The 23,345-nt window shown below is 59.2% G+C and carries 17 protein-coding genes, 1 tRNA gene and 3 pseudogenes; 11 read left to right on the forward strand and 10 right to left on the reverse strand.

Annotated elements, in window-relative coordinates; all coding sequences use genetic code 11:
• Positions 1–105 precede the first annotated feature (105 nt).
• A tRNA-Arg gene (locus tag G3A56_RS14170) sits at positions 106–182 on the reverse strand.
• A 522-nt stretch (positions 183–704) separates the two neighbouring features.
• Between G3A56_RS14170 and G3A56_RS14175 the strand changes: the two genes are divergently transcribed.
• Positions 705–1,211: a MarR family winged helix-turn-helix transcriptional regulator gene (locus G3A56_RS14175; protein ID WP_003491655.1), complete on the forward strand. Its 507-nt coding sequence runs from the start codon at positions 705–707 to the stop codon at positions 1,209–1,211.
• A 231-nt stretch (positions 1,212–1,442) separates the two neighbouring features.
• Complete coding sequence (locus G3A56_RS14180; protein WP_082182793.1) at positions 1,443–1,718, forward strand: hypothetical protein; 276 nt, start codon at positions 1,443–1,445, stop codon at positions 1,716–1,718.
• A gap of 51 nt (positions 1,719–1,769) precedes the next feature.
• Here the strand turns inward: G3A56_RS14180 and G3A56_RS14185 are convergent.
• Both G3A56_RS14185 and G3A56_RS14190 read right to left on the reverse strand, forming a co-directional pair.
• Positions 1,770–2,247: pseudogene (locus G3A56_RS14185) on the reverse strand (hypothetical protein).
• A gap of 72 nt (positions 2,248–2,319) precedes the next feature.
• Positions 2,320–3,324, reverse strand: coding sequence for a LysR family transcriptional regulator (locus G3A56_RS14190; protein WP_035240946.1), 1,005 nt, complete (start codon positions 3,322–3,324; stop codon positions 2,320–2,322).
• A gap of 254 nt (positions 3,325–3,578) precedes the next feature.
• On the opposite strand from G3A56_RS14190, the gene chvE reads away from it, so the two are divergent.
• From chvE to araD1, 4 genes are all read left to right on the forward strand, one after another.
• Positions 3,579–4,643 (forward strand): sugar ABC transporter substrate-binding protein ChvE, encoded by a 1,065-nt coding sequence (gene chvE / locus G3A56_RS14195; RefSeq protein ID WP_003491647.1) that lies wholly within the window; start codon positions 3,579–3,581, stop codon positions 4,641–4,643.
• 91 nt (positions 4,644–4,734) lie between these two features.
• The gene (gene gguA / locus G3A56_RS14200; RefSeq protein WP_035240943.1) at positions 4,735–6,273 is read left to right on the forward strand and encodes a sugar ABC transporter ATP-binding protein GguA; all 1,539 of its coding nucleotides are present in this window, start codon (positions 4,735–4,737) and stop codon (positions 6,271–6,273) included.
• A complete protein-coding gene (gene gguB / locus G3A56_RS14205) occupies positions 6,270–7,466 on the forward strand; it encodes a sugar ABC transporter permease GguB (protein ID WP_082182791.1) in 1,197 nt (398 codons plus the stop codon). The genes gguA and gguB overlap by 4 nt, the downstream gene beginning before the upstream one ends.
• Before the next feature lie 114 nt (positions 7,467–7,580).
• Positions 7,581–8,576 (forward strand): 2-keto-3-deoxy-L-arabinonate dehydratase AraD1, encoded by a 996-nt coding sequence (araD1, locus tag G3A56_RS14210; RefSeq protein WP_164056474.1) that lies wholly within the window; start codon positions 7,581–7,583, stop codon positions 8,574–8,576.
• 145 nt (positions 8,577–8,721) lie between these two features.
• Here the strand turns inward: araD1 and G3A56_RS14215 are convergent, their stop codons facing one another.
• The 6 genes from G3A56_RS14215 to G3A56_RS14240 form a co-directional block, all read right to left on the reverse strand.
• Positions 8,722–9,132: a VOC family protein gene (locus tag G3A56_RS14215; RefSeq protein ID WP_082182790.1), complete on the reverse strand. Its 411-nt coding sequence runs from the start codon at positions 9,130–9,132 to the stop codon at positions 8,722–8,724.
• 46 nt (positions 9,133–9,178) lie between these two features.
• Positions 9,179–9,643: a GNAT family N-acetyltransferase gene (locus G3A56_RS14220; RefSeq protein WP_003491637.1), complete on the reverse strand. Its 465-nt coding sequence runs from the start codon at positions 9,641–9,643 to the stop codon at positions 9,179–9,181.
• A 120-nt stretch (positions 9,644–9,763) separates the two neighbouring features.
• Positions 9,764–10,360: a class I SAM-dependent methyltransferase gene (locus G3A56_RS14225; protein WP_003491635.1), complete on the reverse strand. Its 597-nt coding sequence runs from the start codon at positions 10,358–10,360 to the stop codon at positions 9,764–9,766.
• 4 nt (positions 10,361–10,364) lie between these two features.
• Positions 10,365–11,186 carry a transglutaminase family protein gene (locus G3A56_RS14230; protein WP_082182789.1) on the reverse strand — a complete coding sequence of 274 codons (822 nt, stop codon included), beginning with the start codon at positions 11,184–11,186 and terminating at the stop codon, positions 10,365–10,367.
• Between the two features lie 21 nt (positions 11,187–11,207).
• Positions 11,208–12,149, reverse strand: a complete 942-nt coding sequence (locus G3A56_RS14235) for an alpha-E domain-containing protein (protein WP_003491631.1) — start codon at positions 12,147–12,149, stop codon at positions 11,208–11,210.
• Between the two features lie 3 nt (positions 12,150–12,152).
• Positions 12,153–13,562: a circularly permuted type 2 ATP-grasp protein gene (locus G3A56_RS14240; RefSeq protein WP_035240939.1), complete on the reverse strand. Its 1,410-nt coding sequence runs from the start codon at positions 13,560–13,562 to the stop codon at positions 12,153–12,155.
• A 478-nt stretch (positions 13,563–14,040) separates the two neighbouring features.
• Between G3A56_RS14240 and G3A56_RS14245 the strand changes: the two genes are divergently transcribed.
• The 4 genes and pseudogenes from G3A56_RS14245 (at position 14,041) to G3A56_RS14260 (ending at position 17,331) form a co-directional block, all read left to right on the forward strand.
• Complete coding sequence (locus G3A56_RS14245) at positions 14,041–14,937, forward strand: DMT family transporter (RefSeq protein ID WP_082182788.1); 897 nt, start codon at positions 14,041–14,043, stop codon at positions 14,935–14,937.
• A gap of 78 nt (positions 14,938–15,015) precedes the next feature.
• Positions 15,016–15,632: pseudogene (locus tag G3A56_RS14250) on the forward strand (L,D-transpeptidase).
• Between the two features lie 241 nt (positions 15,633–15,873).
• Positions 15,874–16,263 (forward strand): DoxX family protein, encoded by a 390-nt coding sequence (locus tag G3A56_RS14255; RefSeq protein ID WP_003491622.1) that lies wholly within the window; start codon positions 15,874–15,876, stop codon positions 16,261–16,263.
• A 160-nt stretch (positions 16,264–16,423) separates the two neighbouring features.
• Positions 16,424–17,331: pseudogene (locus G3A56_RS14260) on the forward strand (DMT family transporter).
• A gap of 378 nt (positions 17,332–17,709) precedes the next feature.
• Here the strand turns inward: G3A56_RS14260 and G3A56_RS14265 are convergent.
• A complete protein-coding gene (locus G3A56_RS14265) occupies positions 17,710–19,182 on the reverse strand; it encodes a DEAD/DEAH box helicase (RefSeq protein WP_082182786.1) in 1,473 nt (490 codons plus the stop codon).
• Positions 19,183–19,644: 462 nt separating this feature from the next.
• Between G3A56_RS14265 and G3A56_RS14270 the strand changes: the two genes are divergently transcribed.
• Positions 19,645–23,343 (forward strand): response regulator, encoded by a 3,699-nt coding sequence (locus G3A56_RS14270; protein ID WP_082182785.1) that lies wholly within the window; start codon positions 19,645–19,647, stop codon positions 23,341–23,343.
• Positions 23,344–23,345: the final 2 nt, after the last annotated feature.

A 23,345-nucleotide genomic window follows, 5' to 3' on the forward strand; every position in this document is an offset into this window, starting at 1 on the left:
TCCACCGCCGCTTCTAGGCTTTTTCTGCGTACCGGGCGCATTTACCAGATGCGAAAGCGTATGTTCGGCGGCTATAGCGTACTGTGGACGGCAATCGGCGGTATTTGGCGCACCCGACAGGATTCGAACCTGTGACCTTTGGAATCGGAATCCAACACTCTATCCAGCTGAGCTACGGGTGCAGCGGTCACGCTTGAATCGCGTGCAGCGGTTGGTTCATACCCCAGCTTTCTTTCCGCATCAATGTCTAAAAATCAAAGATTTGCGAAACCTTGCCGGTTTTCCTGTCGTGGCAATGGCGGGGCTTGTTGCGGGGTGGTGGCATCCGCTGTCGGGCAAAAAGGGGCGGTGCGTCGTTTGACGTATTGTGTTTTTTGTGGAAAACGGTTTTCCCTTTTAAGTAGTATATTATTGCCCGATCAGGCGGCGATTTCGCCGCTACCGTACGCAGGTGGCCGGATTGGCGCAACGCCTTTGAAACAAGGAGCGGAAAGGGGATCGGGCCCCTCAAAATCGGCGGGTAATTAGTCGTACTTTTCTTGTCGCCAAGATGTTGATCTGGCTGTAAAGTTCGGCTATTCGGTTATTAACTGTCAAATTATTATACAATATTAGTATCATCTACATTTATTTGGGATACAGTTTCGGAACGTTGTCGGTTATGATTTCGGCAGGGTAAGGGAACGAATCAGGCGGGGGATCGGATGGCTTTGCGATTGGCACATAGCAACGGGCCGCGGGCGGAAAAAGCCGAAAGCGGCAGCATGGAGACGGCGCATCCTGCGACAATCGACTATGGGTTGCTGACGACGGCAATCGGTTATCATTTGCGGCACTCTCAACTTGCCGTGGCAAACGGGTTCTCCGATGTGCTGGCGGAACTGGGATTGCGGCCGGCCGATTTTTCCGTTCTCGTGATCGTCGGTGGCAATCCGGGCCTCAAGCAGAGCGATGTCGCCGAAGCGCTTGGCATTCAGCGCGCCAATTTCGTTGCGATCGTCGACAGCATGGAAGACAAGGGATTGCTTGTCCGCCGCAGATCGGAAGAGGACAGGCGCGTTCATTTTCTCGATATGACCGATGAAGGCAGCAGCCTTCTCGACCGTCTATCCGATGCATGGCGGGACCGTGAGGAAAAGCTGATCGACAGGATCGGCGGCAAAAAGGCCCGCGACCAGTTGCTGGCCCTGCTTGGACGTTTGCGGGACTGAAACATCGACAAGGCAGACGGGCGTGCGGCGCTGCGGGTTGTCCTTGCATGGTGCCGCCCTCAGTCCATTGAGGGCATGGCGACATTAAACCTTTCACGACAGCCTGATCGGCCGCGGATCGATTTGCATTGCAATTTTCCTGTGAAACGGCCAAGACGCGTCAGCGTGGTTGCGCCTTGGCGCGCCCGCGATCGCAATCTGATGTAGTGGAAAGGCCCGAACGGGGACGCCATGCTGAATATCGATACGAGCCATCCGCTTTATCGCCCGCTATGGGTCAGATTGCTTATCGTCGGTTTTTGCGCCGCATGGGCCGTTATCGAATTCGTCAATCGCGAGTTTTTCTGGGGAACCATCGTCGGTGGCATCGCGGCTTATGCGGCTTATGAGTTGCTGGTGAAGTTCAAACCTGCGAATAGCAGCGGCGTCAGCACAAATGATGCAGGCAAGGCCGCATCGAATGATGCTGCCGAAAGCGCGCCGGCCGACAAGAACGACGCCGGCTGAGACGCTCCTATCTCTGTTTTGCGCATTTTCAGAGTATAAGACGCGGCATTTTTACCGGAAGTGCGCGCGGGTTCGCTGCATCCGGATCGCCTGGTCGATCAGGAGATTTGCTGCCGTCATGCGCAGTGTCGCATTGTGCCGGAATTCCGGCTTAACCCCATCGGGGTGATTGAGCCGGGCGAAGGCGCGGCGTTTCTCCGCCAATGTTGTAGCCGTGTCGGTTTCATCGATTGCCAGTTCCGCCGAAACATCGGCGAGCGAGGTTTTTTCGAGATATGCCGGCATCGGCTCGGGCTGGGGGGCGGCTCGGGCTCGGGGGAGGAGCGGGATCCGGCAGAAAAGCGAGATAGGCGTCGAGGTGGCCGTTTGCCGGTGGCGGCGCTTCAGGATGTGTGCCAACGACGAAACCCGAACTGAAACCGGCGATGCGGTGACCGGCGGGCGGCGGCTGTTCTTCCGCGCTTTCCTCTTCTTTTTCCTGTTTCAGTCTTTCGACCACCGACTGGAAGACGGATTGTCCGAAGAGCATGCGGCTTTTCCCTGCATCAGCCTGAATAGATCCGGCCTTATATAGAATGAAGGTGGCGTCTGGCTTGCCGCGTCAGATGCCGGCGAGCTTGCGGCTTTCATCCAGAACCAGGTCGTAAAGCAGGCGGGCGCTGGGCGGCAAAACGCGGCCTTTGGTGGTGATGATGCTGTAGGGCTTCACCACGAGCTCGAAATCCGTCGGCAGGATGCGCGTGCGGCCGATGTCGGCCTCCTGACCCGTCACGAACTCGGCCATGTCCTGGGCGATCGGCGCAATCGCATCGGTGTTGCAGATCAGGGCGAGCGTCAGGAGCATGGAGGGTGTGTTGATGATGTTGCGCGGCATGGCGACGCCATGGGTGAGGAACACATCTTCCATCGTTCTGCGCAAAAGCGCGCCGGGCGGCTGGAACACCCAGTCATAGGCGGAAAGGTCATCAAGGGTCACGGGCTCGCCGCCCAGCAGTGGATGGCCTTCGCGCACCACAAGACAGGCACGCTCGATGCCGATTTCATGGATGGAGAAGAGGCCTGGATCAAAATCATCCGGGATGCGGCCGATGATGAAGTCATGCCGCGCGGCCAGCAGTTCGCGGGCCAGCACGTTGCTGCTTTCCACCTGCACGTTGATTTCGATGCCGGGATAGGTGTCCATCGCCCGTTTTATGGCGGGAACGACGAGGCTGACGGCAGGCGCAGTGACGGCGCCGATATAGACCGATCCGCCGCTGCCGGATTTCATCTGGTTCAGTTCGCGGCTTGCCTCGCGCAGTTCCAGCAATATGGTGCGGGCCCGGCGGGCCAGCGCCTCGCCGAATTTCGTCAGCACCACGCCGCGCGAGGCCCTTTGACAGAGGGGGCTTTTGACGATTGCTTCCATTTCCGAGAGCATGCGCGAGGCCGCCGGCTGCGTCATGTTCATCGTGGCGGCCGCAGCGCTGACCTGTCCGTGCTCCTCGATCATGACCAGCATGCGCAGATGGCTCATCTTCAGTCCGGCGCGCAGAAGCGGGTTGTCCTCAAAGACGAAAAGCGCATCTGTTGTTTGCGTCTGCTCATACACTTTCTGGTTGCTCATGCGCCGCCCCATACCCCTCAATGGTTATTGTATCGATTTAATATATCATAATTGATATATGTTGGGCGACATATTCTATTTGACAGTTATATGGATTCAGAACAGTTTGCGGAATGCCGGGGAGGAGCGGCATCTGTTTCATTTCGCACCTGCGAGATCGAAACGGGCTAAATGCGGCTTCTTCCTCTGACGGCATGAATTTCATGGTGCGCCGCAGCAAGCGGCACCAGAGAAGGGTTCAAGGGAGAGAGTTAATGAAGTCCATTATTTCGCTGATGGCGGCTTGTGCCATCGGTGCTGCTTCCTTCGCAGCGCCGGCTTTCGCGCAGGACAAGGGTTCCGTTGGCATTGCCATGCCGACAAAATCTTCCGCGCGCTGGATCGATGACGGCAACAACATCGTCAAGCAGCTCGAGGAAGCCGGTTACAAGACCGACCTGCAATATGCCGATGACGATATTCCGAACCAGCTTTCCCAGATCGAAAACATGGTCACCAAGGGCGTCAAGGTCCTCGTGATCGCATCGATCGACGGCACGACGCTGTCGGACGTTCTGAAGCAGGCCGGCGAGCAGGGCATCAAGGTCATCGCTTATGACCGTCTTATCCGCAACAGCGGCGATGTCAGCTACTACGCAACCTTCGACAACTTCCAGGTTGGCGTTCTGCAGGCGACTTCGATCACCGACAAGCTTGGCCTGAAGGACGGCAAGGGTCCGTTCAACATCGAGCTGTTCGGCGGTTCTCCTGATGATAACAACGCCTTCTTCTTCTATGACGGCGCTATGTCTGTTCTCCAGCCTTACATCGACAGCGGCAAGCTGGTCGTAAAGTCCGGCCAGACCGGCATGGACAAGGTCGGTACGCTGCGCTGGGATCCGGCAACGGCCCAGGCTCGTATGGATAACCTGCTGTCGGCCTACTACACCGACGCCAAGGTTGACGCCGTTCTGTCGCCTTACGACGGTCTGTCCATCGGCATCATCTCCTCGCTGAAGGGCGTCGGTTACGGCTCGAAGGACCAGCCGCTGCCGGTCGTTTCGGGTCAGGATGCCGAAGTTCCCTCTGTCAAGTCGATCATTGCCGGCGAACAGTACTCCACCATCTTCAAGGACACTCGCGAACTTGCGAAGGTTACCGTCAACATGGTGAACGCCGTTCTGCAGGGCAAGGAGCCTGAGGTAAACGACACCAAGACCTATGAAAATGGCGTCAAGGTCGTTCCGTCCTACCTCCTGAAGCCGGTTGCCGTGACCAAGGAGAACTACAAGCAGGTTCTCGTTGACGGCGGTTATTACAAAGAAGACCAGCTGAAATAAGCTTCACGACACATGCGGGGATGACTTGGCGTCATCCCCGTTTTTCCATAAAAATAAAAACGCCGAAATTAATCGGGCGCTGGATTGCGATATGGCCAATACCATTCTCGAAATGCGGAACATCACCAAGACGTTTCCGGGCGTGAAAGCGCTTGAGAACGTCAACCTCAAGGTTAAAGAGGGTGAGATCCACGCACTCGTCGGTGAGAACGGCGCGGGGAAGTCGACCTTGATGAAGGTCCTTTCCGGTGTTTATCCCGCCGGCACCTATGAGGGCGAAATCCATTATGAAGGCGCAGTGCGGAATTTTCGCGCCATCAACGACAGTGAAGATATTGGTATCATCATCATTCACCAGGAGCTTGCGCTTGTGCCGCTCCTGTCGATTGCGGAAAACATCTTCCTTGGCAACGAGGTCGCCTCGAACGGCGTCATCAGCTGGCAGCAGACCTTCAACCGCACCCGCGAACTTTTAAAGAAGGTGGGCCTGAAGGAATCGCCGGAGACGCTGATCACCGATATCGGCGTTGGCAAGCAGCAGCTGGTCGAAATCGCCAAGGCGCTGTCGAAAAGCGTGAAGCTGCTCATTCTCGATGAGCCGACCGCCTCGCTCAACGAAAGCGATTCCGAGGCGCTGCTCAACCTGTTGATGGAATTCCGCAAGCAGGGCATGACGTCGATCATCATCACCCACAAGCTCAACGAAGTGCGCAAGGTGGCCGACCAGATCACCGTGCTGCGCGACGGCATGACGGTGAAGACGCTCGACTGTCATCAGGAAGAAATCAGCGAGGATGTCATCATCCGCAACATGGTGGGACGCGATCTGGAAGATCGTTATCCGCCGCGCGATGTGCCGATCGGCGAGACCATTCTCGAAGTGAAAAACTGGAACGCCTATCACCAGCAGCACCGCGACAGGCAGGTCCTGCACGACATCAATGTCACGGTGCGCAAGGGCGAAGTCGTCGGCATTGCCGGGCTGATGGGAGCAGGGCGCACCGAATTCGCGATGAGCGTCTTCGGCAAGTCCTATGGCCACAAGATCAGCGGTGAAGTGCGGATCCATGGCAAGCCGGTGGATGTCAGCACCGTGCGCAAGGCGATCGACGCCGGTCTTGCCTATGTGACCGAGGACCGCAAGCATCTCGGTCTCGTGCTCAACGACAACATTCTGCACAACACCACGCTTGCCAATCTGGCCGGCGTGTCGAAGGCCAGCGTCATCGACGACATCAAGGAAATGAAGGTGGCGAGCGATTTCCGCACACGCCTTCGCATCCGCTCTTCCGGCATCTTTCAGGAAACGGTCAATCTTTCGGGTGGCAACCAGCAGAAGGTTGTGCTCTCCAAGTGGCTGTTCTCAGATCCCGACGTGCTGATCCTCGACGAGCCGACACGCGGTATCGACGTCGGCGCGAAATATGAAATCTACACCATCATCAACCAGCTCGCTGCCGACGGCAAAGGCGTTCTGATGATATCATCGGAAATGCCCGAACTGCTCGGCAATTGCGACCGCATCTACGTCATGAACGAAGGCCGCATCGTCGCTGAACTGCCGAAGGGAGAGGCGAGCCAGGAAAGCATCATGCGCGCTATCATGCGCTCAGGGGAGAAGAACTCATGAGTTCGGCAAACACAACAAGCGAAGAAAGTAACGTCATCTCGGTCACCTCCTATATTCGCTCCAACATTCGCGAATATGGCATGCTGATCGCGCTCGTCGCCATCATGGTTTTCTTCCAGTTCTACACCGGCGGCATCCTGTTCCGTCCGGTCAACCTGACCAACCTCATCCTGCAGAACTCGTTCATCGTCATCATGGCGCTTGGCATGCTGCTCGTGATCGTTGCCGGGTATATCGACCTTTCGGTCGGCTCCATCGTCGCTTTCGTGGGCGCGATCGCGGCCATCCTGACCGTGCAATGGGGCATGAACCCGTTTCTGGCGGCACTGATTTGTCTCGTCATCGGCGGCATCATCGGTGCGGCCCAGGGTTACTGGATCGCTTACCACCGCATCCCGTCCTTCATCGTGACGCTGGCGGGCATGCTGGTGTTCCGCGGGCTCACCCTCTTCGTGCTCGGCGGCAAGAACATCGGCCCGTTCCCGACCGATTTCCAGATCATCAGCACCGGCTTCCTGCCTGACATCGGTGGTATCGAAGGTCTGAACACCACGTCGATGATCCTGACGCTGCTGATTACGGTCGTGCTGTTCTATCTGGCATGGCGCCGCCGCGTGGTGAACGTGAAGCACGGCATCGATGTCGAGCCGTTCGGTTTCTTCATCGTGCAGAATCTGCTGATCTCTGGTGCTATCCTCTTCCTGGGTTACCAGCTGTCCACCTATCGCGGTCTGCCGAACGTGCTGATCGTGATGCTGGTTCTGATTGCGCTCTACAGCTTCGTGACGCGCCGCACGACCATCGGCCGCCGCGTTTACGCCATGGGTGGCAATGAGAAGGCGACCAAGCTTTCCGGTATCAACACCGAACGCCTGAGCTTCCTCACCTTCGTCAACATGGGTGTGCTGGCGGGTCTTGCCGGCATGATCATCGCGACCCGCCTCAATTCGGCGACGCCGAAGGCTGGTGTGGGCTTCGAGCTTGACGTCATCGCGGCCTGCTTCATCGGCGGTGCTTCGGCATCCGGCGGCGTGGGCAAGATCACCGGCGCGGTCATCGGCGCCTTCATCATGGGCGTCATGAACAACGGCATGTCGATCGTCGGCCTTGGCATCGACTTCCAGCAGATGGTCAAGGGTCTCGTGCTTCTCGCCGCCGTGTTCTTCGACGTCTACAACAAAAACAAGGGCTGATCGGCCCACCCAAATCGCAAGTCAAAAAAGTGGCCGGTTTCCGGCCACTTTCATAAGATGCAGGCGCATGCGCCGATGAAGATAAGGCGCGTTGCGCCGGAGGAAGGAAATCCCGTGCTCATTTCACAGATCAAAGATGCCAGCGGCAAAATCACCGTAGCCGTTCGCGAGGAAGGCGGGCAAGCACGCGCCGTCAACAATGCAGAGTCGGTTTATGCGCTGGCCATGGAAGCCGCCAATGGCGGCAAGAGCCTCGCCGATGTCATTTCCGCCCATGGCCTGGGCGATGCCGTCGATCTCGAAAAGGCTTATGCCGAAGGTCGTTTCCTGCCGCCGATCACCCATCCAGATCCGGCGCATCTGCATTTGACCGGCACGGGCCTGACCCATCTCGGCTCTGCTGCTACCCGCGACAGCATGCACAAGAAGACCACGGAAGCTGCCGAGGAAAGCCTGACGGATTCCATGAAGATGTTCCGCATGGGTCTCGAAAACGGCAAGCCGAAGGCTGGCGAAAAGGGCGTTCAACCCGAATGGTTCTACAAGGGCAACGGCCATGTGGCAGCAGCGCCCGGTACCGCGCTCACCTCTCCGTCCTTTGCGCTGGATGGCGGCGAAGAGCCGGAGATGGCCGGCATCTATGTGATCTCCGACAAGGGCGAAGCTGTGCGTATCGGCTTCGCCGTCTCGAACGAATTTTCCGATCACGTCACCGAGCGGATCAACTATCTCTACCTCGCCCATTCCAAGCTGCGCCCCGCAAGCTTCGGCCCGGAAATCCGCGTCGGCGCACCGCCGTCGGATATTCGCGGCACCTCGCGCATCCGCCGTGGTGACAAGGTGATTTTCGAAAAGCCGTTCGTCTCGGGTGAGGACAACATGTCCCACACCTTCGCGAATCTCGAATATCACCATTTCAAATACGGCCTGTTCCGCGCACCTGGCGATGTTCATGTGCACATGTTCGGCACGGCCACGCTCTCCTTCGCAGACGGCATCAAGCCGGAAGCGGGCGATGTGTTCGAGATCGAAGCCGCCGGTTTCGGCCTGCCGCTGAAGAACCCGCTGGCCGTTGATGCGGAAGAAGAGATCATCGTTCGGCAGATATGATCTGCGGACTGTGTGTGAAAAATGGTCGGGGGTGGGTCATCCCTCCCTCAACGTCATCCTCGGGCTTGTCCCGAGGATGACGCCAGATGATAGCTCTTTCATCCGATTATCCCTTTGTGCGTCGGGCAACTTTCAAGCGCTTGCCTTATCCGAACCCCCACAGCTTTCCTTCACCAACCTCCACCGAATTACCCGCCGGGTCTCGGATATAGACGGAATAGCTGTCATTCGGCCAATGGTGATAGTGTTCGATGGCGATGCCTAGCTCTTCGAAGCGCGCCTTCCAGCCGTCCACTTCCGCCTTGTCTTTCGCATAAAAACAGAAATGGCCTTGCCCGGTTGCGCCATGGCGCGGGATCGGATTGTCCGGCGTGGCCTTGCGTGATTGTTGCGGATCGAAGATCAGCAGCATCTGCCGGCCGCATTTGAAGAATACGAACTGCCCCGCTAGCCTGCGCACCACCTCCAGCCCGAAGACATCGCGGTAAAAGGCCTCGGCGGCGTCGAGATCATCCGCGTAGATCGCGGTTTCCATAATGGCGGCTGGCGGGCGCATGGTTTCCTCCGGTCGTCCATGGGCTGTCCGGCGCGGACAGACGGCTTCAAGTTTTCGTGCTGTAGGTCAGCACGGTCAGATCGTGTTTGCCGACACCGCGTTCAAGGACGGTCCAGCCGCAATTGATATAGTAGGTTTCGAGATCGCGCTCACAGCACAGATAGCTGATGTGGTGACCGAGTTCGGCCGCCCTTTTCGTCGCGGCTTGCATCAGCGCCCGGGCGACGCCCGAGCGCCGGCGGTCTTCCTCCACCCAGAGCGCGGCGACCCAGGGCAGATATTGCGGACGTTCTTCCAGATCGCAATGGATGAGGAAGGCTGAACCGACATAAACGTCGCCGTCATGGGCGACGAAGCCGGTTGGCAGGGCATGGGGATTGGTCATGTCCTTCAGATGTTCCGCAACATCGCCGACATGCAGGCCGCTGTCCTGCCACCATGCCGTCCAGACCCGTTCAGCGATGATGGGGCCATGGGACTGGCAGTCCCGATAGTCGGAAATCCTGTACAAAAGTCGTCTCCTCGCGGACTTCTTTGCCCGCAGGCTGAAGCCGGACCATGCCATGTCAATCGATGCCGCGATTTAAACGGTCGGGACGCGCTTTCGCAACCTGCAGGTTGCTGAAAAGGGTCAGGACTTCGTTGCCGTCACATGCAGCCAGTCGGTCGGCAGCTTGTCATATCCGCTGCCCATCCGGGCTTCTATCTCGAGGCTTGTCCAGCCAAGCTGGCCGTACAGGTCTTCCAGCCAGGCTTTCGAAGGATAGTTGTAATAACGGCCGAAGGTGTCGCGGCCTTCCGCCTCTCCCGCCTTGAAGCTGGCGTAGAAAACGCCGCCCCGCTTCAGCGCTGCATGGATGCGGCCGATGATGCCGGGAAGGGCGGGGCGGGGCACATGCAGCAGGCAGGCATTGGCCCAGACGCCGTCATAACGATCGCTGTCGCCGATATCCTCGAACAGCAATGTCTTGACGGGAATGCCAAGCCGGGCTTCCGCAGCCTTGGCGATGTCGGGCGTTCCATCGGTGGGGTGAACGTCGAAACCCGCAGCCAGCATGAATTCGCTGTCCTGCCCACCGCCGCATCCCAATTCCAGGACGGTCGCACCGTCCGGCAGGCGCGCCAGAAATTCTTCCAGTTGGGGTCGGTCCGGCGCCTGTCCCCTTGATGTATAGGCTCCGGCGTTGTCGGTATAAAAGCCGATGGTGTCGTCGTCTCTGGCGGTCATTGTCTCAACTCTGCGACTGGCTCTGGCTTTGTGTTTCCTGCACGGTCACGGAGACACTTAGCGTTTCGCCGGCCGGGCCGATCCGCATGCCGGAGATCGGCGCACAATCACGGTAGCAGAGGCCGGAGGCGATGCGGACATAATGGTCATCCGGGCAGATGTTGTTGGCGGCGTCGAAACCGACCCAGCCAAGCCCCTGAAGATGCACCTCGGCCCAGGCATGGGTGGCCGTCTGCTGCGCCACTTCGTCCATCATCAGATAACCGGAGACATAACGTGCGGGCAGGCCGATCAGCCGTGCGGCAGAAATCAGGATATGGGCGTGGTCCTGGCAGACGCCCTTGCCGGCCTCCAGTGCCGTTTCCGCCGTGGTTTCAGTGTCGGTCGAGCCCGGCATATATTGAACCTTGCGGTGAATATTCTCCATGAGGTCATGCAGGCGGGCAAGCTCGCTGTCACCGTTGCTGGTCTTTGCCAGTTCACGCACCAGTTTTCCCGGCTTGGTCAGCGGCGTCTCGCGCATGAAGAGCCACAGCGGCGCATTGCCGGTATGGGTACCGAACACGCCGGCCTTGTCCTCTGTGATGACGAGGCCGCTTGCCAGAACCTTGACCTTCCGTTGCGGGCCTTCCGTCTCCACCAGGGCAACCCGGTTGCCGAAATGGTCGTCATAGGTCACTTCGACGGTGGCGCCGTCGACCGATACATCCCAGTCTTCGACCGTCTGGCATGGGCCGGTCTGCGGTGTCAGGCGCAGCCGCTGCAATGCATAGGGCATCGGCTCGTCATAGACATATTCCGTCGTATGGGTGATTTTCAGACGCATAAGATGTCCCCGTCCACGCGCTTACTGATAAAAGCGGTAGCCTTCCACGATTTCCTGGCCCAGCTGACCGTTGCGGTTGACAAATCTCTCCAGAAACTCGTGCAGACCTTCATCCATGACACGGCCGATGGTCGTCTTGCGCAGACTGTCGCGAATGCTTTCTGCCGTCTCATGCGCCTTGTGCCTTTCGCCGTAATCCTCGGCTATGTAATTGAGGTTGCTGGCGATCTTTTCGTAACAATAGGCGAGCGAGCGCGGCATGCGGCCGTTGAGAATGAGGAAGTCGGCAATATTGGCCGGCTTGTACTCCGCATCATAGACCCAGCCATAGGAGCGGTGGGCCGAGACCGACCGCAGGATGGATTCCCATTGCGCATTGTCGAGCGAGGAGCCGACATGGGCGACGGCCGGCAGCAGCACGTAATATTTCACGTCCAGAATGCGGGCGGTGTTGTCGGCGCGCTCAATGAAGGTGCCGATGCGGGAGAAATTATAGAGATCGTTGCGCAGCATCGAACCGTGAAAAGCGCCGCGCACCAGACCGGCGCGATGCTTGATGACATCGATGGTCTGCGGCAGCTCGGCATGGCTGAGCTTGCGGCCGAGGATATTCTTCAGCTCGATCCAGAATTCATTGGTGGCTTCCCATGTCTCGCGCGTCAGCGCCGTCCGCACCATGCGGGCATTGTTGCGGCCCGCCTCGATGCAGGACATGACGCTGGAAGGGTTGGCCTTGTCCCGCAGCAGATAATCGATCGCATTGGCCGCCGTCACCTTCTCGCGCGTTTCGAGAAAGGCTTCGTGCACGCCCGCACTTTGTAATACGCCATCCCAGTCCTCATCACCGCTGCCGCTGCGCGTGAGTGAAACGCGCAGGCCCGCATCGATCAGCCGGGCGATGTTTTCAGCGCGCTCGATATACCGGAACATCCAGTAGAGCCCGTTTGCCGTTCTGCCCAGCATGGCTTAGTCCTCCAGTACCCATGTATCCTTGGTGCCGCCGCCCTGGCTGGAATTGACCACCAGCGAGCCCTGCTTGAGGGCAACGCGGGTCAGTCCGCCGGGAATGATCTTCACCTTGTCTGAAACCAGCACATAAGGACGCAGATCGACATGGCGCGGCGCGATGCCGTTCTTCACCATGATCGGCACGGTGGAAAGCGACAGCGTCGGCTGCGCAATGTAGTTGGAGGGGCGGGCTTTCAGCTTTTCGGCAAAAAGCGCCCGTTCCTTTTTCGACGCGGTGGGGCCGACCAGCATGCCGTAACCACCCGAACCGTGGACTTCCTTGACGACCAGTTCGGCAAGGTTGTCGAGAACGTATTTCAGGCTGTCCGGCTCCGAACAGCGCCATGTCGGCACGTTTTCCAGCAGCGGCTTGCGGCCGGTATAGAATTCGACGATCTCAGGCATGTAGGAATAGATCGCCTTGTCATCGGAAATGCCGGTGCCGGGGGCATTGGCGATGGTGATGTTGCCGGCGCGATAGACATCCATGATGCCGGGCACGCCGAGCGCCGAATCCGGCCGGAATGTCAACGGATCAAGGAAATCGTCGTCGACGCGGCGGTAGAGCACGTCGATGGCTTCATAGCCCCGTGTGGTGCGCATCTTGACCTTGCCGTCCATGACGCGCAGGTCGGAGCCTTCCACCAGTTCCACGCCCATCATGTCGGCGAGGAAGGAATGTTCGTAATAGGCGGAATTATAGATGCCGGGCGTCAGCACCGCGACACGCGGCTTGCCGGTGCAGCCGGGAGGGGCGAGCGAGGCGAGGGACTGGCGCAGGAGGTAGGGATAGTCCTCCACCCGCCGGACCTTGTTTTCATGGAAGAGTTCCGGGAACATCTGCATCATCGTTTCACGGTTTTCCAGCATGTAGCTGACACCGGATGGCGTGCGGGCATTGTCTTCCAGAACATAGAACTGGTCTTCGCCGGTGCGGACGATATCCGTGCCGACAATGTGGGTATAGACGCCGCCGGGCGGGGTGAAACCGATCATTTCCGGCAGGAAGGCTTCGTTTTTCTCGATGATTTCGCGGGGAATGCGTCCGGCGCGGATGATTTCCTGCTTGTGATAGATATCGTCGAGGAAAGCGTTGAGAGCGAGAACCCGCTGTTCGATACCCTGGGCCAGTTTGCGCCACTCACGGCCGGAAATGATGCGCGGGATGATATCGAAGGGGATCAGTTTTTCTGAACTGTCGGCGTGGCCATAGACTGCGAAAGTAATACCGGTTTTTCGAAAGATGTTTTCCGCGTCTTTTGACTTCTGGATCAGGTGCGCCCTGTCCTGCCGGCTGTACCACTCGTTATAGTTTTCATATGGGCTTCGCGGCGTTTCGTCCGCATTTATCATTTCGTCAAATGCCAACTTCGATGTCCCCTTTTTTACCATATGAATACAACGACAAATGCAATGCAAGAACTATGCGGGCGTCCCCGCGAAGATTTTTCAGCGCCCTAGAGTTTTAAAAAAGAAGCGTTTTTTCGGTTTCAGCCTATAAATGCGGCATCGGCAAAATGGTTGCGCGGCGAGGCGGGGCTGATGAGGGTGGTGGTGCTGTGTGCGCCTTGGGCGAATGCATAAATTTTGTTCGTTCGCTTTCGGTTGATGGCTTGCGCCGCCTGCATCAGAAAATCTGAAAGATGGCATCACGAAAAGGCTTTTGACCTTTTAAGGGGATGGCGATACCGCCTTGCCGAAACGGCTCCGGTTTTGCCGCGTATATTGGCCGTCATCCGGCCCGATCGTTCGCCGGTTGCCTGAAGCTGCAGAAATATCAATTCGCCGCATGCATTGATGTCGCCCATCTCCGGTGACAGCGCCTTGCGGCACAGGGGATGTTCCCATGTCGCTTGACCGTCTGGCTCCGGCCATCTTCGTCTTTCTGTGGTCGACCGGCTGGGTCACCGCCAAATATGCCGTCTATTATACGGGGCCGCTGACCTTCCTGTGTCTGCGGTACATATTGGCGGGTGCGCTGTTGTGGGGCATCTGCCGGCTCTCCTCCATTCCGTGGCCGGAGCGGCGCACCGACGTCTTCCGGGCGATCCTGTCCGGCGTTTTCCTGCACGGTCTTTATCTCGGCATGATCTGGTGGGCGATAGGGCAGGGCGTGCCAGCGGCGATCGGCGGCATCATTGCCGGTTTGCAGCCGTTGATGACGGCGGTGGCGGCCCGCTACATGATCGGCGAAAAAATCTCGCCCTTGCAGAAGGCCGGCCTGCTCATCGGCTTTGTGGGCATCGCCATTGCGGTTCTCCCCAAGGTCATGGCGTCAGGCGCGCTCGGCCTGTCCGTGCCGCTTTACGCCGTTGCGGTGAATGTCCTTGGCATGACGTCGGTGACCTATGGCACGCTCTACCAGAAGAAATACGTCCATGGCGGAAACATCATGGCGGTTGCCACGCTGCAATATGTCGGCGCTTTGCTGGTCACCATTCCCTTCGCGCTATTGCTGGAGGACGGACATGTGGACTGGAGCCTCGGGCTTGCCGCCACGCTTGCCTGGTCTGTCGGGGCGATCTCCATCGGCGCCGTGGCGCTGCTTCTTTACCTGATCCGGCGCGGGCAGGTCTCGCGCGCGGCCTCGCTGATCTATCTCGTGCCGCCGCTTGCCGCCGTGGAAGCCGCCCTGCTTTTCGGGGAGACGCTGACGCCTGCCATGATCGCCGGCACGGTTCTGGCGGTGACGGGGGTTTACCTCGCCAATCGCAAGCCTGCCGCAGCGGTTGCGGTACGTTAATTACCACAACCTCATATTAGGGGTTTGTTAACCATAAAATTATACCTCTCGTTAATCTAGAGATTTGGCGGGGGTTACATGTCTATTTCACGTCGTGGTGTTCTGTTTGGATTGCCGCTGTTTCTGGCCGGCTGCGCCAATACCGGCATCGGCCAGCAGAGGCTTAATTATGCGGCGAAGCCGGAAGAGAAATTCCCGCTTCCCGCCATGCATCTGGACAAGGTCAAGCCGGAGCTTCGCCGGCAGGAAGTTGCCTATGATACCGCGCATCCGGCCGGAACGGTGGTTGTGGATACGCCGGCGCGGCGGCTCTATTATGTTATGGGTGACGGACGGGCGATGCGTTACGGCGTCGGTGTCGGCCGGCAGGGGCTTGCGCTCAAGGGCGACGCCTATATTGGCCGCAAGTCCGAATGGCCTTCCTGGACGCCGACCGCGAATATGATGCGCCGCGATCCGCGCAATCTGAAATTTGCCGGCGGCATGGCGGGCGGCCCGAACAATCCGCTCGGCGCGCGTGCCCTTTATCTTTATCGCGGGGCAACGACACCATGTTCCGCCTGCACGGCACCAACCAGCCGCAATCCATCGGCCACGCCATGTCCAGCGGCTGCATCCGCATGCTCAACCACGACATTATCGATCTTTATAGCCGCGTGCCTGTCGGCTCCAAGGTCGTCGTGTTGCAGGCTTGAGGGAGAGGCGGATTTTTCCGCCTTTGCCGCACGAAAAAATGTCTGAAGCCTTGAGTTGATTTTTCCGGATTAATGTGAGTTTTATACGGTGAAATCAACTATTTGTAGAAAATCGACTTTTGCTTATTTTAGGTAGTCCTGCAATATCGGAAACGTGATTTCCGCTCTTCGGGACGTGTATCCATAAACGTGCCAGCGCGCTTTAACCGGCGCTTCATCACTTCAACGGGGACACATCTACATGGCAGCTTTCGACAATCTCTCCCGCTACCGACCTTACGCCCTTGCGGCGTTGCGCATCATCGCGGCACTGCTTTTCATCGAGCACGGAACACAGAAGCTCTTCGGCTTCCCGGCATCGCAGATGCAGGGTTCGCTGCCGACAATGCTGTTGGTGGCGGCGCTTCTGGAACTCGTCGGCGGCATTCTCGTGCTGATCGGCCTGTTCACGCGTCCGGTCGCCTTCATCCTTTCCGGTCAGATGGCTGTCGCCTATTTCATGGCGCATGCGCCAAGCAGCTTCTTCCCGGCCCTGAACGGCGGTGACGCCGCCATCCTGTTCTGCTTCGTCTTCCTTTATCTGGTCTTTGCCGGTCCGGGAGCCCTCTCGGTGGATGAGCGCCGGGTCTGATCTGCCCGACCCTCGGTCATCGATCCTTTCGCTGAGGCTCCGCATGGCCATGCCGTGCGGGTTTCTCTTTTAGGATGAAAACTTCGGCCGCCGCCGAAGCATAGATGGTTGTTTTCGGAGTAGGAACGGTTCATCCTGAACGCTGTTGGAAAATCGATCCGTGACCTCTCAAAATCCCATTGCCCGCGAATTGCTGCTGCTCGCCCTCCTGTCCACGCTGTGGGCGGCATCCTATACATTCATCAAGATCGGGGTGGAGACGATACCGCCGATCACCTTCATCGCATCGCGAACGCTTATAGCCGGTCTGCTGCTGCTCTCGGTCATCCGGCTGCGCGGACTGCGTTTGCCGAGGGATTTTGCGACCTGGCGGCTGTTCTTCATCCAGGCCTGCATCAACAGCGTGTTGCCCTTCACGCTGATCGCCTGGGCGGAGCAGAGCATCGATGCCGGTCTTGCCGTCATTCTCAATGCGACGACGCCGATCTTCACCTTTCTTCTCACGGCACTCGTCATCCGGCATGAACAGGTCAGCGGGCGAAAGCTGTTCGGCACCATTGCGGGCATGACGGGTGTGTGCCTCATCATCGGTCTCGATGCGCTCGGTGGTGCGGGGGAGGCGCTATGGGGCCAGCTTGCGATGCTGATAGCGGCCTTTTCCTATGCCTGCGCCGCCATTTTCAGCAAGAACTTCAGGGGCTTGATCCGATCATGCCGGCTGCCGGCTCAATGATTTGCGGTGCAGTCCTGCTGTTGCCGCTGAGCCTGATCGTCGACCGGCCATGGACTCTGTCTCCGTCCGCGGCTTCCCTCACGGCGCTTGTGTGCCTGAGCGCATTTTCCACCGCCCTTGCCTTCATGATCTATTTCCGGCTGATGCAGACACTCGGTTCGGTTGGCACCACGTCGCAGGCCTATCTCAGGGTCCCGATCGGTGTTGCCATCGGCATGGTGTTTCTGGGAGAAGTGCCGACATCAGCCATGTGGGTGGGGCTCGTCTGCGTAATTGCCGGTGTGCTGGCCATGACCTTGCCGTCTAGGCGTCGTCCGGTCGCGCAGGGTGGGTGAGGGGAAAGCAAAGCCCCGTTAGCCGTGGTTTGCGGGGATTGATTTGCAAGGGGTGCTGCGTGTCGCCTTCTCCCCGAGGGGAGAAGGTCGCGGTAGCGGGATGAGGGGGCAAGGGTGGAGATATAAGGAGAGGGCGCCCCCTCATCCGACCCTTCGGGCCACCTTCCCCCAGCGGGGAGAAGAAACGCGCGGCAACGCCGAGCCCGGAAAGACTTGTGCCCTTTGTCGTGCAGGGTGGTTGAAGGCAAAGAAAAACCCCGCTGGCGGTGGCCTGCGGGGTTCGATTGGTGAGTGAGCGATTGCGTCTTGTCGCCTTCTCCCCCACTGGGACAAGAAACGCTGGGCAATGCCGAGCGTCCTCAACCCATGCAGGGCAAATTAACGGTTGCGGCCGCGATTGCCGTTGCCGGAAGCGCGCTTTTCCTGGCCGTTGCCGCCAGCAGGCGCGTGACGGTTGGCGCCGCTGCCGCCGGGCTTGCGGGCCGGGCGGCGTTGCTTGCGGGGGCCGGCCGGGCGGCCTGCATCGCCTTCCGTCTTGACGCGCTTGAAGTCGGACGTGACTTCCAGATCATTGTCCGCATCGCGCGGTGCGTGGTTGCGGGACGGGCGGGATTCGCCGTTGTGACGTCCACCTTCACGCGGGCCGCGCTGCTGGCCGCCATTGTTGTTGTTGCGGCCGCCACGGTTGTTGTTCGGGCGCGTCGGGCTGGCGAGACCGGCCGGACGTTCGCCTGAGGCAACCGGAATATCGATCTTCATCAGCTTTTCGATATCGTGCAGCAGGCGGGTTTCGTCCGGCGCACAAAATGCGATGGCGATGCCGTCGCGACCGGCGCGGGCGGTACGGCCGATGCGGTGAACGTAAGCATCAGGCACTTCCGGCAGGTCGTAGTTGAAGACATGCGTCACAGCCGGAATGTCGATGCCGCGGGCGGCAACGTCGGTTGCGACCAGCACCTTGATATCACCGTCCTTGAAGCCCTTCAGTGCCCGCTCGCGCTGGCCCTGGCTCTTGTTGCCGTGGATGGAGGCAACCTTGAAGCCGATATGTTCGAGATGCTTGTAAAGCTTTTCCGCGCCATGCTTGGTGCGCAGGAAAACGATGGCGCGGCCATCCGGGTTCTCGTTCAGCGACTTCTTCAGGAGATCGGTCTTGTCGTTCTTTCCGGCGACGAAATGCACGTACTGCTCGACCTTGTCGGCAGCCTTGCCCGGAGGGGTCACTTCCACCTTGACCGGATCGGTCAGGTAGCTGTGCGAGAGATCGGCGATCGCCTTCGGCATGGTCGCAGAGAACAGAAGCGTCTGGCGCTTGGCCGGGACCATTCTGGAAATCTTGCGCAGGTCGTGGATGAAGCCGAGATCGAGCATCTGGTCAGCTTCATCAAGCACCAGATAGGTCACCTTGGAGAGCGAGATGGCGTTACGGGCGATAAGGTCCAGCAGGCGGCCGGGTGTCGCCACCAGAATGTCGGTGCCCTTTTCCAGCTGAAGCTGCTGCTTGTTGATCGACGCGCCGCCGACAACCTGATTGATGCGCAGCGGCGTCTTCTTCACGAAGGAGCGCAGGTTCTCGCCAATCTGGTTCACCAGCTCGCGGGTCGGCGCAAGGATGAGGGTGCGGGTGGTGCGGTTTGCCGGACGGTCGGCTTGCTTCATCAGCATTTCGATGATGGGCAGGCCGAAGGCGGCCGTCTTGCCGGTGCCGGTCTGTGCGAGGCCGATCAGGTCACGGCCTTCAAGCAGCAGCGGAATGGCCTTTGCCTGAATGGGGGTAGGGGTGGTGTAGCCAAGTTGGGTAACGCTGGCCACGATCTTTTCGGAGAGGCCGAGTTCGCTAAAACTGGTCAATATATTGCCTTTCGGGGCGCCAAAACAACCTCAACCGGAGCAGGGCTGCTGTCCGGTGGTTTCGGCGTCAAGAACCCCGCGTGAATTGGGAACTTGTGGGTTGGAATAACTTTCTGCGCATCAGTGCGGCAAGTGCCGTCTTCTGTATTCGTTGCGCTTTTCCTTCATGCGGGCCAAGTCATCTTGATCATACGCTGCAGCTCACGCGGCTGCCGAAGGTGAAAGCTTGATCGGCATGTGGGCGTTTTGTGCGTTAAAGTCAAGCGATAGTTTTGTAACGCCCCTGTCCGGCGGCGCATGGCAGCCATGCGCAAGGTCGGTCGTTTAGGGTCGGAATGGTGCGGCCGGGGCGAATAATTATGGTTAAAAAAGGGTGGCGATACCCCGTCGTACATAGCAAAGAGCGATTTTCTCACATAACGTTTTTTGTGACGACGTCCGGAAATATTTGATTCGACAGGGATGGAACTGCACGGTGTGGAGTATCGATTGACCGAAGGCAGCGGGTTGCTGGAAAAAGCTTACAGGGCCGTTGCCGCCCTGGACCTGCCCGCGTGCATCAAGGACAGCGAGCTTCGCTACCTCATGGTCAATGCCGCCTATGCCCGGGTCATGGGGCGCCCGCCCGCGTCGTTTCAGGGCCATACCAGCTTTTCCCTTTCCGCCGACATTCGCGATGCCGAGCGCGAGGACAGGGAGCGCCGCTCGCTGGTCTTTGCCACGGACGAGGTGATTGCCTGTCATGGCGCGGCGTCCTCTGCACCGCACACGCTTCGCTGCGAGCGCTTCATCGGCGATGACGGCAATCTGTTCCTGTTCGAGGTGTTCGAGGACATGCCGGCGGCGATCTTGGAAGGTTTTCCGGGCGGCAGCAGCGCTTTCGACCTGCTCTTCGGCAGCGGCGTGATCGACCTCATCGATGCCGGCATCGTGATTTATGACCGCGACAACCGCCTGGTCTATTGCAATACGCGCTTTGCCGAATTCTACAGCGCCTTCGGCGTCGAGCTGAAGCCGGGTGTGCGACTTGAGACGCTGATGGAGGCCGTTTATTTTTCGGGCGGCTACAGCGGCGCGAAAGAAGACGATCCTGCGTTTGAAGGTTGGATGCGGGATCAGCTGCGGGATTTTTCACTGCCCTACCTAGAAAGGGTGGAGCAGTTCGCCGATGGCCGCTGGGTGCGCATGGTCAACAAGCGGCTGGAAAACGGCATGCTGGTCGGCCTGCGCGTCGATGTGACGGAGTTCAAGGCGCACGAGGCGCTTCTCAGCACACAGATTCGCGAGACCTGGCTGCTGCGCGCAGCGCTGGAGCAGTTGCCGGTGGCTGTCTTCCTGCGCGACGATGAGCGTCGCCTGACTTTTGCCAATACGGCTTACGAACAATTCCTCGGAGGCGATCTCAGCCGCTATATCGGCATGACCGAAAGCGAGATGTTTCCGGAGGACAGCGAGCGGTTCCGGATTGAAAACGAGCGGCTCCTTGCAACCGGCGAGGCGATAGAGAAAGCAGAGACCCTGCCGCTGCCGGGCGGCGGTTCGGTTCCGGTGATAACGCGGGTCGGCCGGGTGGCGACACCCGATGACGAATATTACCTGGTCGGTTCCATCACCGATGTCAGCCTGCTGCATGAGCGGGAAAAGGCCCTGATCGCCGCGCAGGCAGAAGCCGAGGCGCTGCATCGCCAGCTGGAGGCGGTTCTTCACGCCCTGCCGGTCGGTGTGCTGCTGCTGAGCCCCGATCTCGTCATCGAATATGTCAATCCGTTCTTCCATGAAGTCTGGGGCGAGATCGGCGGCGAGAAGTCGCTTGTCGGCAAGAGCTATCGCGAATTCATGGAGATGAATTTCGAAAGCGGCCTTTATGACTATGGCGACATGCCCTTCGAGGAACTCTATAACCAGAGGGCGGAGCGGCTTCTCAGCGAAGAGGTTTTCGCACCCCGGGAGGTGCGCAGCAAGAGCGGCAAGGTCACCGTCATCTCGAAAACCCGCCTCGATGGCGGTAAGATTCTCAGCACCTATGCCGATGTGACGGATGTGCGCATGCGCGACGCCGAGATCAGCAAGGCGAAGGCCGAGCTGGAGCGTGTCGGCGAATATATGCAGGGCGCCACGCGCGCCATGGCGCAGGGGCTGGTGCTTGTCGAACAGGGCACGATCATCATGTCCAACGAGGCGATGGCGCGGATGTTCGACGTGCCGCCGCATCTCCTCGAAAAGGGCTGCAACTGGTCGGGTTTCTTTGCCCATTGCGCCGGTCGCGGAGATTTCGGCACCGACGAGGAGGCGGCCGGGACGCTCGCCGCCTGGAGAGAGAATATCGCCGCCAACAGGCCTTTCTCCTGGCTCATCCACGTCGCCGGCAAGAGCTGGCTCAATCTGGAGGCCACCAACAGTTCCGGCAATTACTGGCTCATCATCGTTACCGACGTCACCGAGATGAAGATGCGCGAGGAGGAGTTGCAACGGCTGCTTTCGCGCGCGGAAGCGGCGGATCGGGCCAAATCGGAATTCCTGGCCAATATGAGCCATGAAATCCGCACGCCGATGAACGGCGTCCTCGGCATGGCGGAGCTTCTGGCCAAGTCCAAGCTGGATACGCGCCAGAAAACCTTCACCGATATCATCGTCAAATCCGGCAATGCGCTTCTGACGATCATCAACGACATTCTTGATTTCTCCAAGATTGAGGCCGGGCAGATGCGGCTGCGCAGCGTGCCGTTCGATCCAGCGGAGGCTGTGGAGGACGTGGTTTCGCTGCTGTCCTCGGCGGCGCTGGAAAAGGACATTGAGCTGGTCGTCCGGATCGATCCGTCCGCTTTCGGCAAGGTCATGGGTGACGCCGGACGGTTCCGCCAGATCGTCACCAATCTGGTCGGAAACGCCGTCAAGTTCACGGAAACGGGACATGTGCTGATCGAGCTTTCGGCGCAGTCGGCGGAAGCGTCCGAGGCGATCCTGTCGCTGCGTGTCGAAGACAGCGGCATCGGCATTCCGGCCGACAAGCTGGAAACGATTTTCGACAAGTTCAGCCAGGTCGACGGTTCCGCGACGCGCAGGCACGAGGGAACGGGGCTCGGGCTGGCGATCACCGTCGGCCTCATCGGTCTTTTCGACGGTGTGATCAATGTCGTGAGCGAGGTCGGCACGGGATCGACCTTCGAGGTCAATATTCCGTTTCAGGTGACCGAGAGACGGCGCGACGTTCCGTTGCCCGCCATGGCGATCGACGATATCCGGGTGCTGGTCATCGACGACAACGACGTCAATCGCCGCATATTGACCGAGCAGCTGCGGACATGGGGTATCGACGGCCATGCGGTGGAGGACGGGCCATCCGGCATTGCCGTGCTGCAGGAGGCAGCGTCTCTCGGCTTTGCCATCGATGCCATCATCCTCGATTATCATATGCCTGTTATGAACGGGCTGGATGTTGTCGAGAGGATAAGGGCGGATAGTCGTTTCGACGATATCGCGATTGTCTTCCTGACCTCGATGGATGTCGTCGGCGACGAGACCCTGTTTACCGATCTCAGCATTCAGGCGCATCTGATGAAACCCGCGCGGGCGCGTCTTTTGCGCTCAACCCTGTTCGATGTGGTGCGGGATGTGCGGTTGAAGCGCGCCCGGCAGCACCCGCCCAAAATGGGGGCGGAGGGTGGCAATGGGCCGGTCCGGACGGAAGGCGGTCCTGCCGAGAAGGCGCAGCGGCCTGCGCCGCCGGCGGCTCCAGACCGGCGCAGGCCCTGCCTTGTCGATGTGCTGGTCGCCGAAGACAACGACGTCAACCAGATCGTCTTCACCCAGATCTTGCAGCAGGCGGGTTTGCGGTTCCTGATCGTCGGCAATGGCAAGAAGGCCGTTCAGGCGTGGGAGGAGCACAATCCCGCGGTCATCCTCATGGACGTCTCCATGCCTGTCATGAACGGGCATCAGGCGACACTGGCGATCCGCGCCGCCGAACAGGCGGCTGCCGACGGCCTGCATGTTCCGATCATCGGCGTCACCGCCCATACGCAGGATGCGGACCGCGAGCAATGCCTTGCAGCCGGCATGGACGACTATCTGTCGAAGCCGATCAGTCCTGAAATACTCGAGGACAAGATCGCGCAATGGCTGGGGGACAACCGGTCGCGTCGCGACGTGCCGACCGCCTGACG

Origin of the sequence: Rhizobium oryzihabitans (assembly GCF_010669145.1) — a bacterium.
GTDB lineage: Bacteria > Pseudomonadota > Alphaproteobacteria > Rhizobiales > Rhizobiaceae > Agrobacterium > Agrobacterium oryzihabitans.

What these genes read in the sequence shown, in the direction of transcription:
- gguB (WP_082182791.1), top strand. Translation starts at nt 6,270, where the DNA reads ATGAGTTCGGCAAACACAACAAGCGAAGAAAGTAACGTCATCTCGGTC.
- G3A56_RS14270 (WP_082182785.1), top strand. Translation starts at nt 19,645, where the DNA reads ATGGAACTGCACGGTGTGGAGTATCGATTGACCGAAGGCAGCGGGTTG.
- chvE (WP_003491647.1), top strand. Translation starts at nt 3,579, where the DNA reads ATGAAGTCCATTATTTCGCTGATGGCGGCTTGTGCCATCGGTGCTGCT.
- G3A56_RS14190 (WP_035240946.1), bottom strand. Translation starts at nt 3,324, where the DNA reads ATGAGCAACCAGAAAGTGTATGAGCAGACGCAAACAACAGATGCGCTT.
- G3A56_RS14225 (WP_003491635.1), bottom strand. Translation starts at nt 10,360, where the DNA reads ATGACCGCCAGAGACGACGACACCATCGGCTTTTATACCGACAACGCC.
- G3A56_RS14230 (WP_082182789.1), bottom strand. Translation starts at nt 11,186, where the DNA reads ATGCGTCTGAAAATCACCCATACGACGGAATATGTCTATGACGAGCCG.
- G3A56_RS14215 (WP_082182790.1), bottom strand. Translation starts at nt 9,132, where the DNA reads ATGCGCCCGCCAGCCGCCATTATGGAAACCGCGATCTACGCGGATGAT.
- G3A56_RS14235 (WP_003491631.1), bottom strand. Translation starts at nt 12,149, where the DNA reads ATGCTGGGCAGAACGGCAAACGGGCTCTACTGGATGTTCCGGTATATC.
- G3A56_RS14255 (WP_003491622.1), top strand. Translation starts at nt 15,874, where the DNA reads ATGGCAGCTTTCGACAATCTCTCCCGCTACCGACCTTACGCCCTTGCG.
- G3A56_RS14175 (WP_003491655.1), top strand. Translation starts at nt 705, where the DNA reads ATGGCTTTGCGATTGGCACATAGCAACGGGCCGCGGGCGGAAAAAGCC.
- G3A56_RS14245 (WP_082182788.1), top strand. Translation starts at nt 14,041, where the DNA reads ATGTCGCTTGACCGTCTGGCTCCGGCCATCTTCGTCTTTCTGTGGTCG.
- G3A56_RS14180 (WP_082182793.1), top strand. Translation starts at nt 1,443, where the DNA reads ATGCTGAATATCGATACGAGCCATCCGCTTTATCGCCCGCTATGGGTC.
- gguA (WP_035240943.1), top strand. Translation starts at nt 4,735, where the DNA reads ATGGCCAATACCATTCTCGAAATGCGGAACATCACCAAGACGTTTCCG.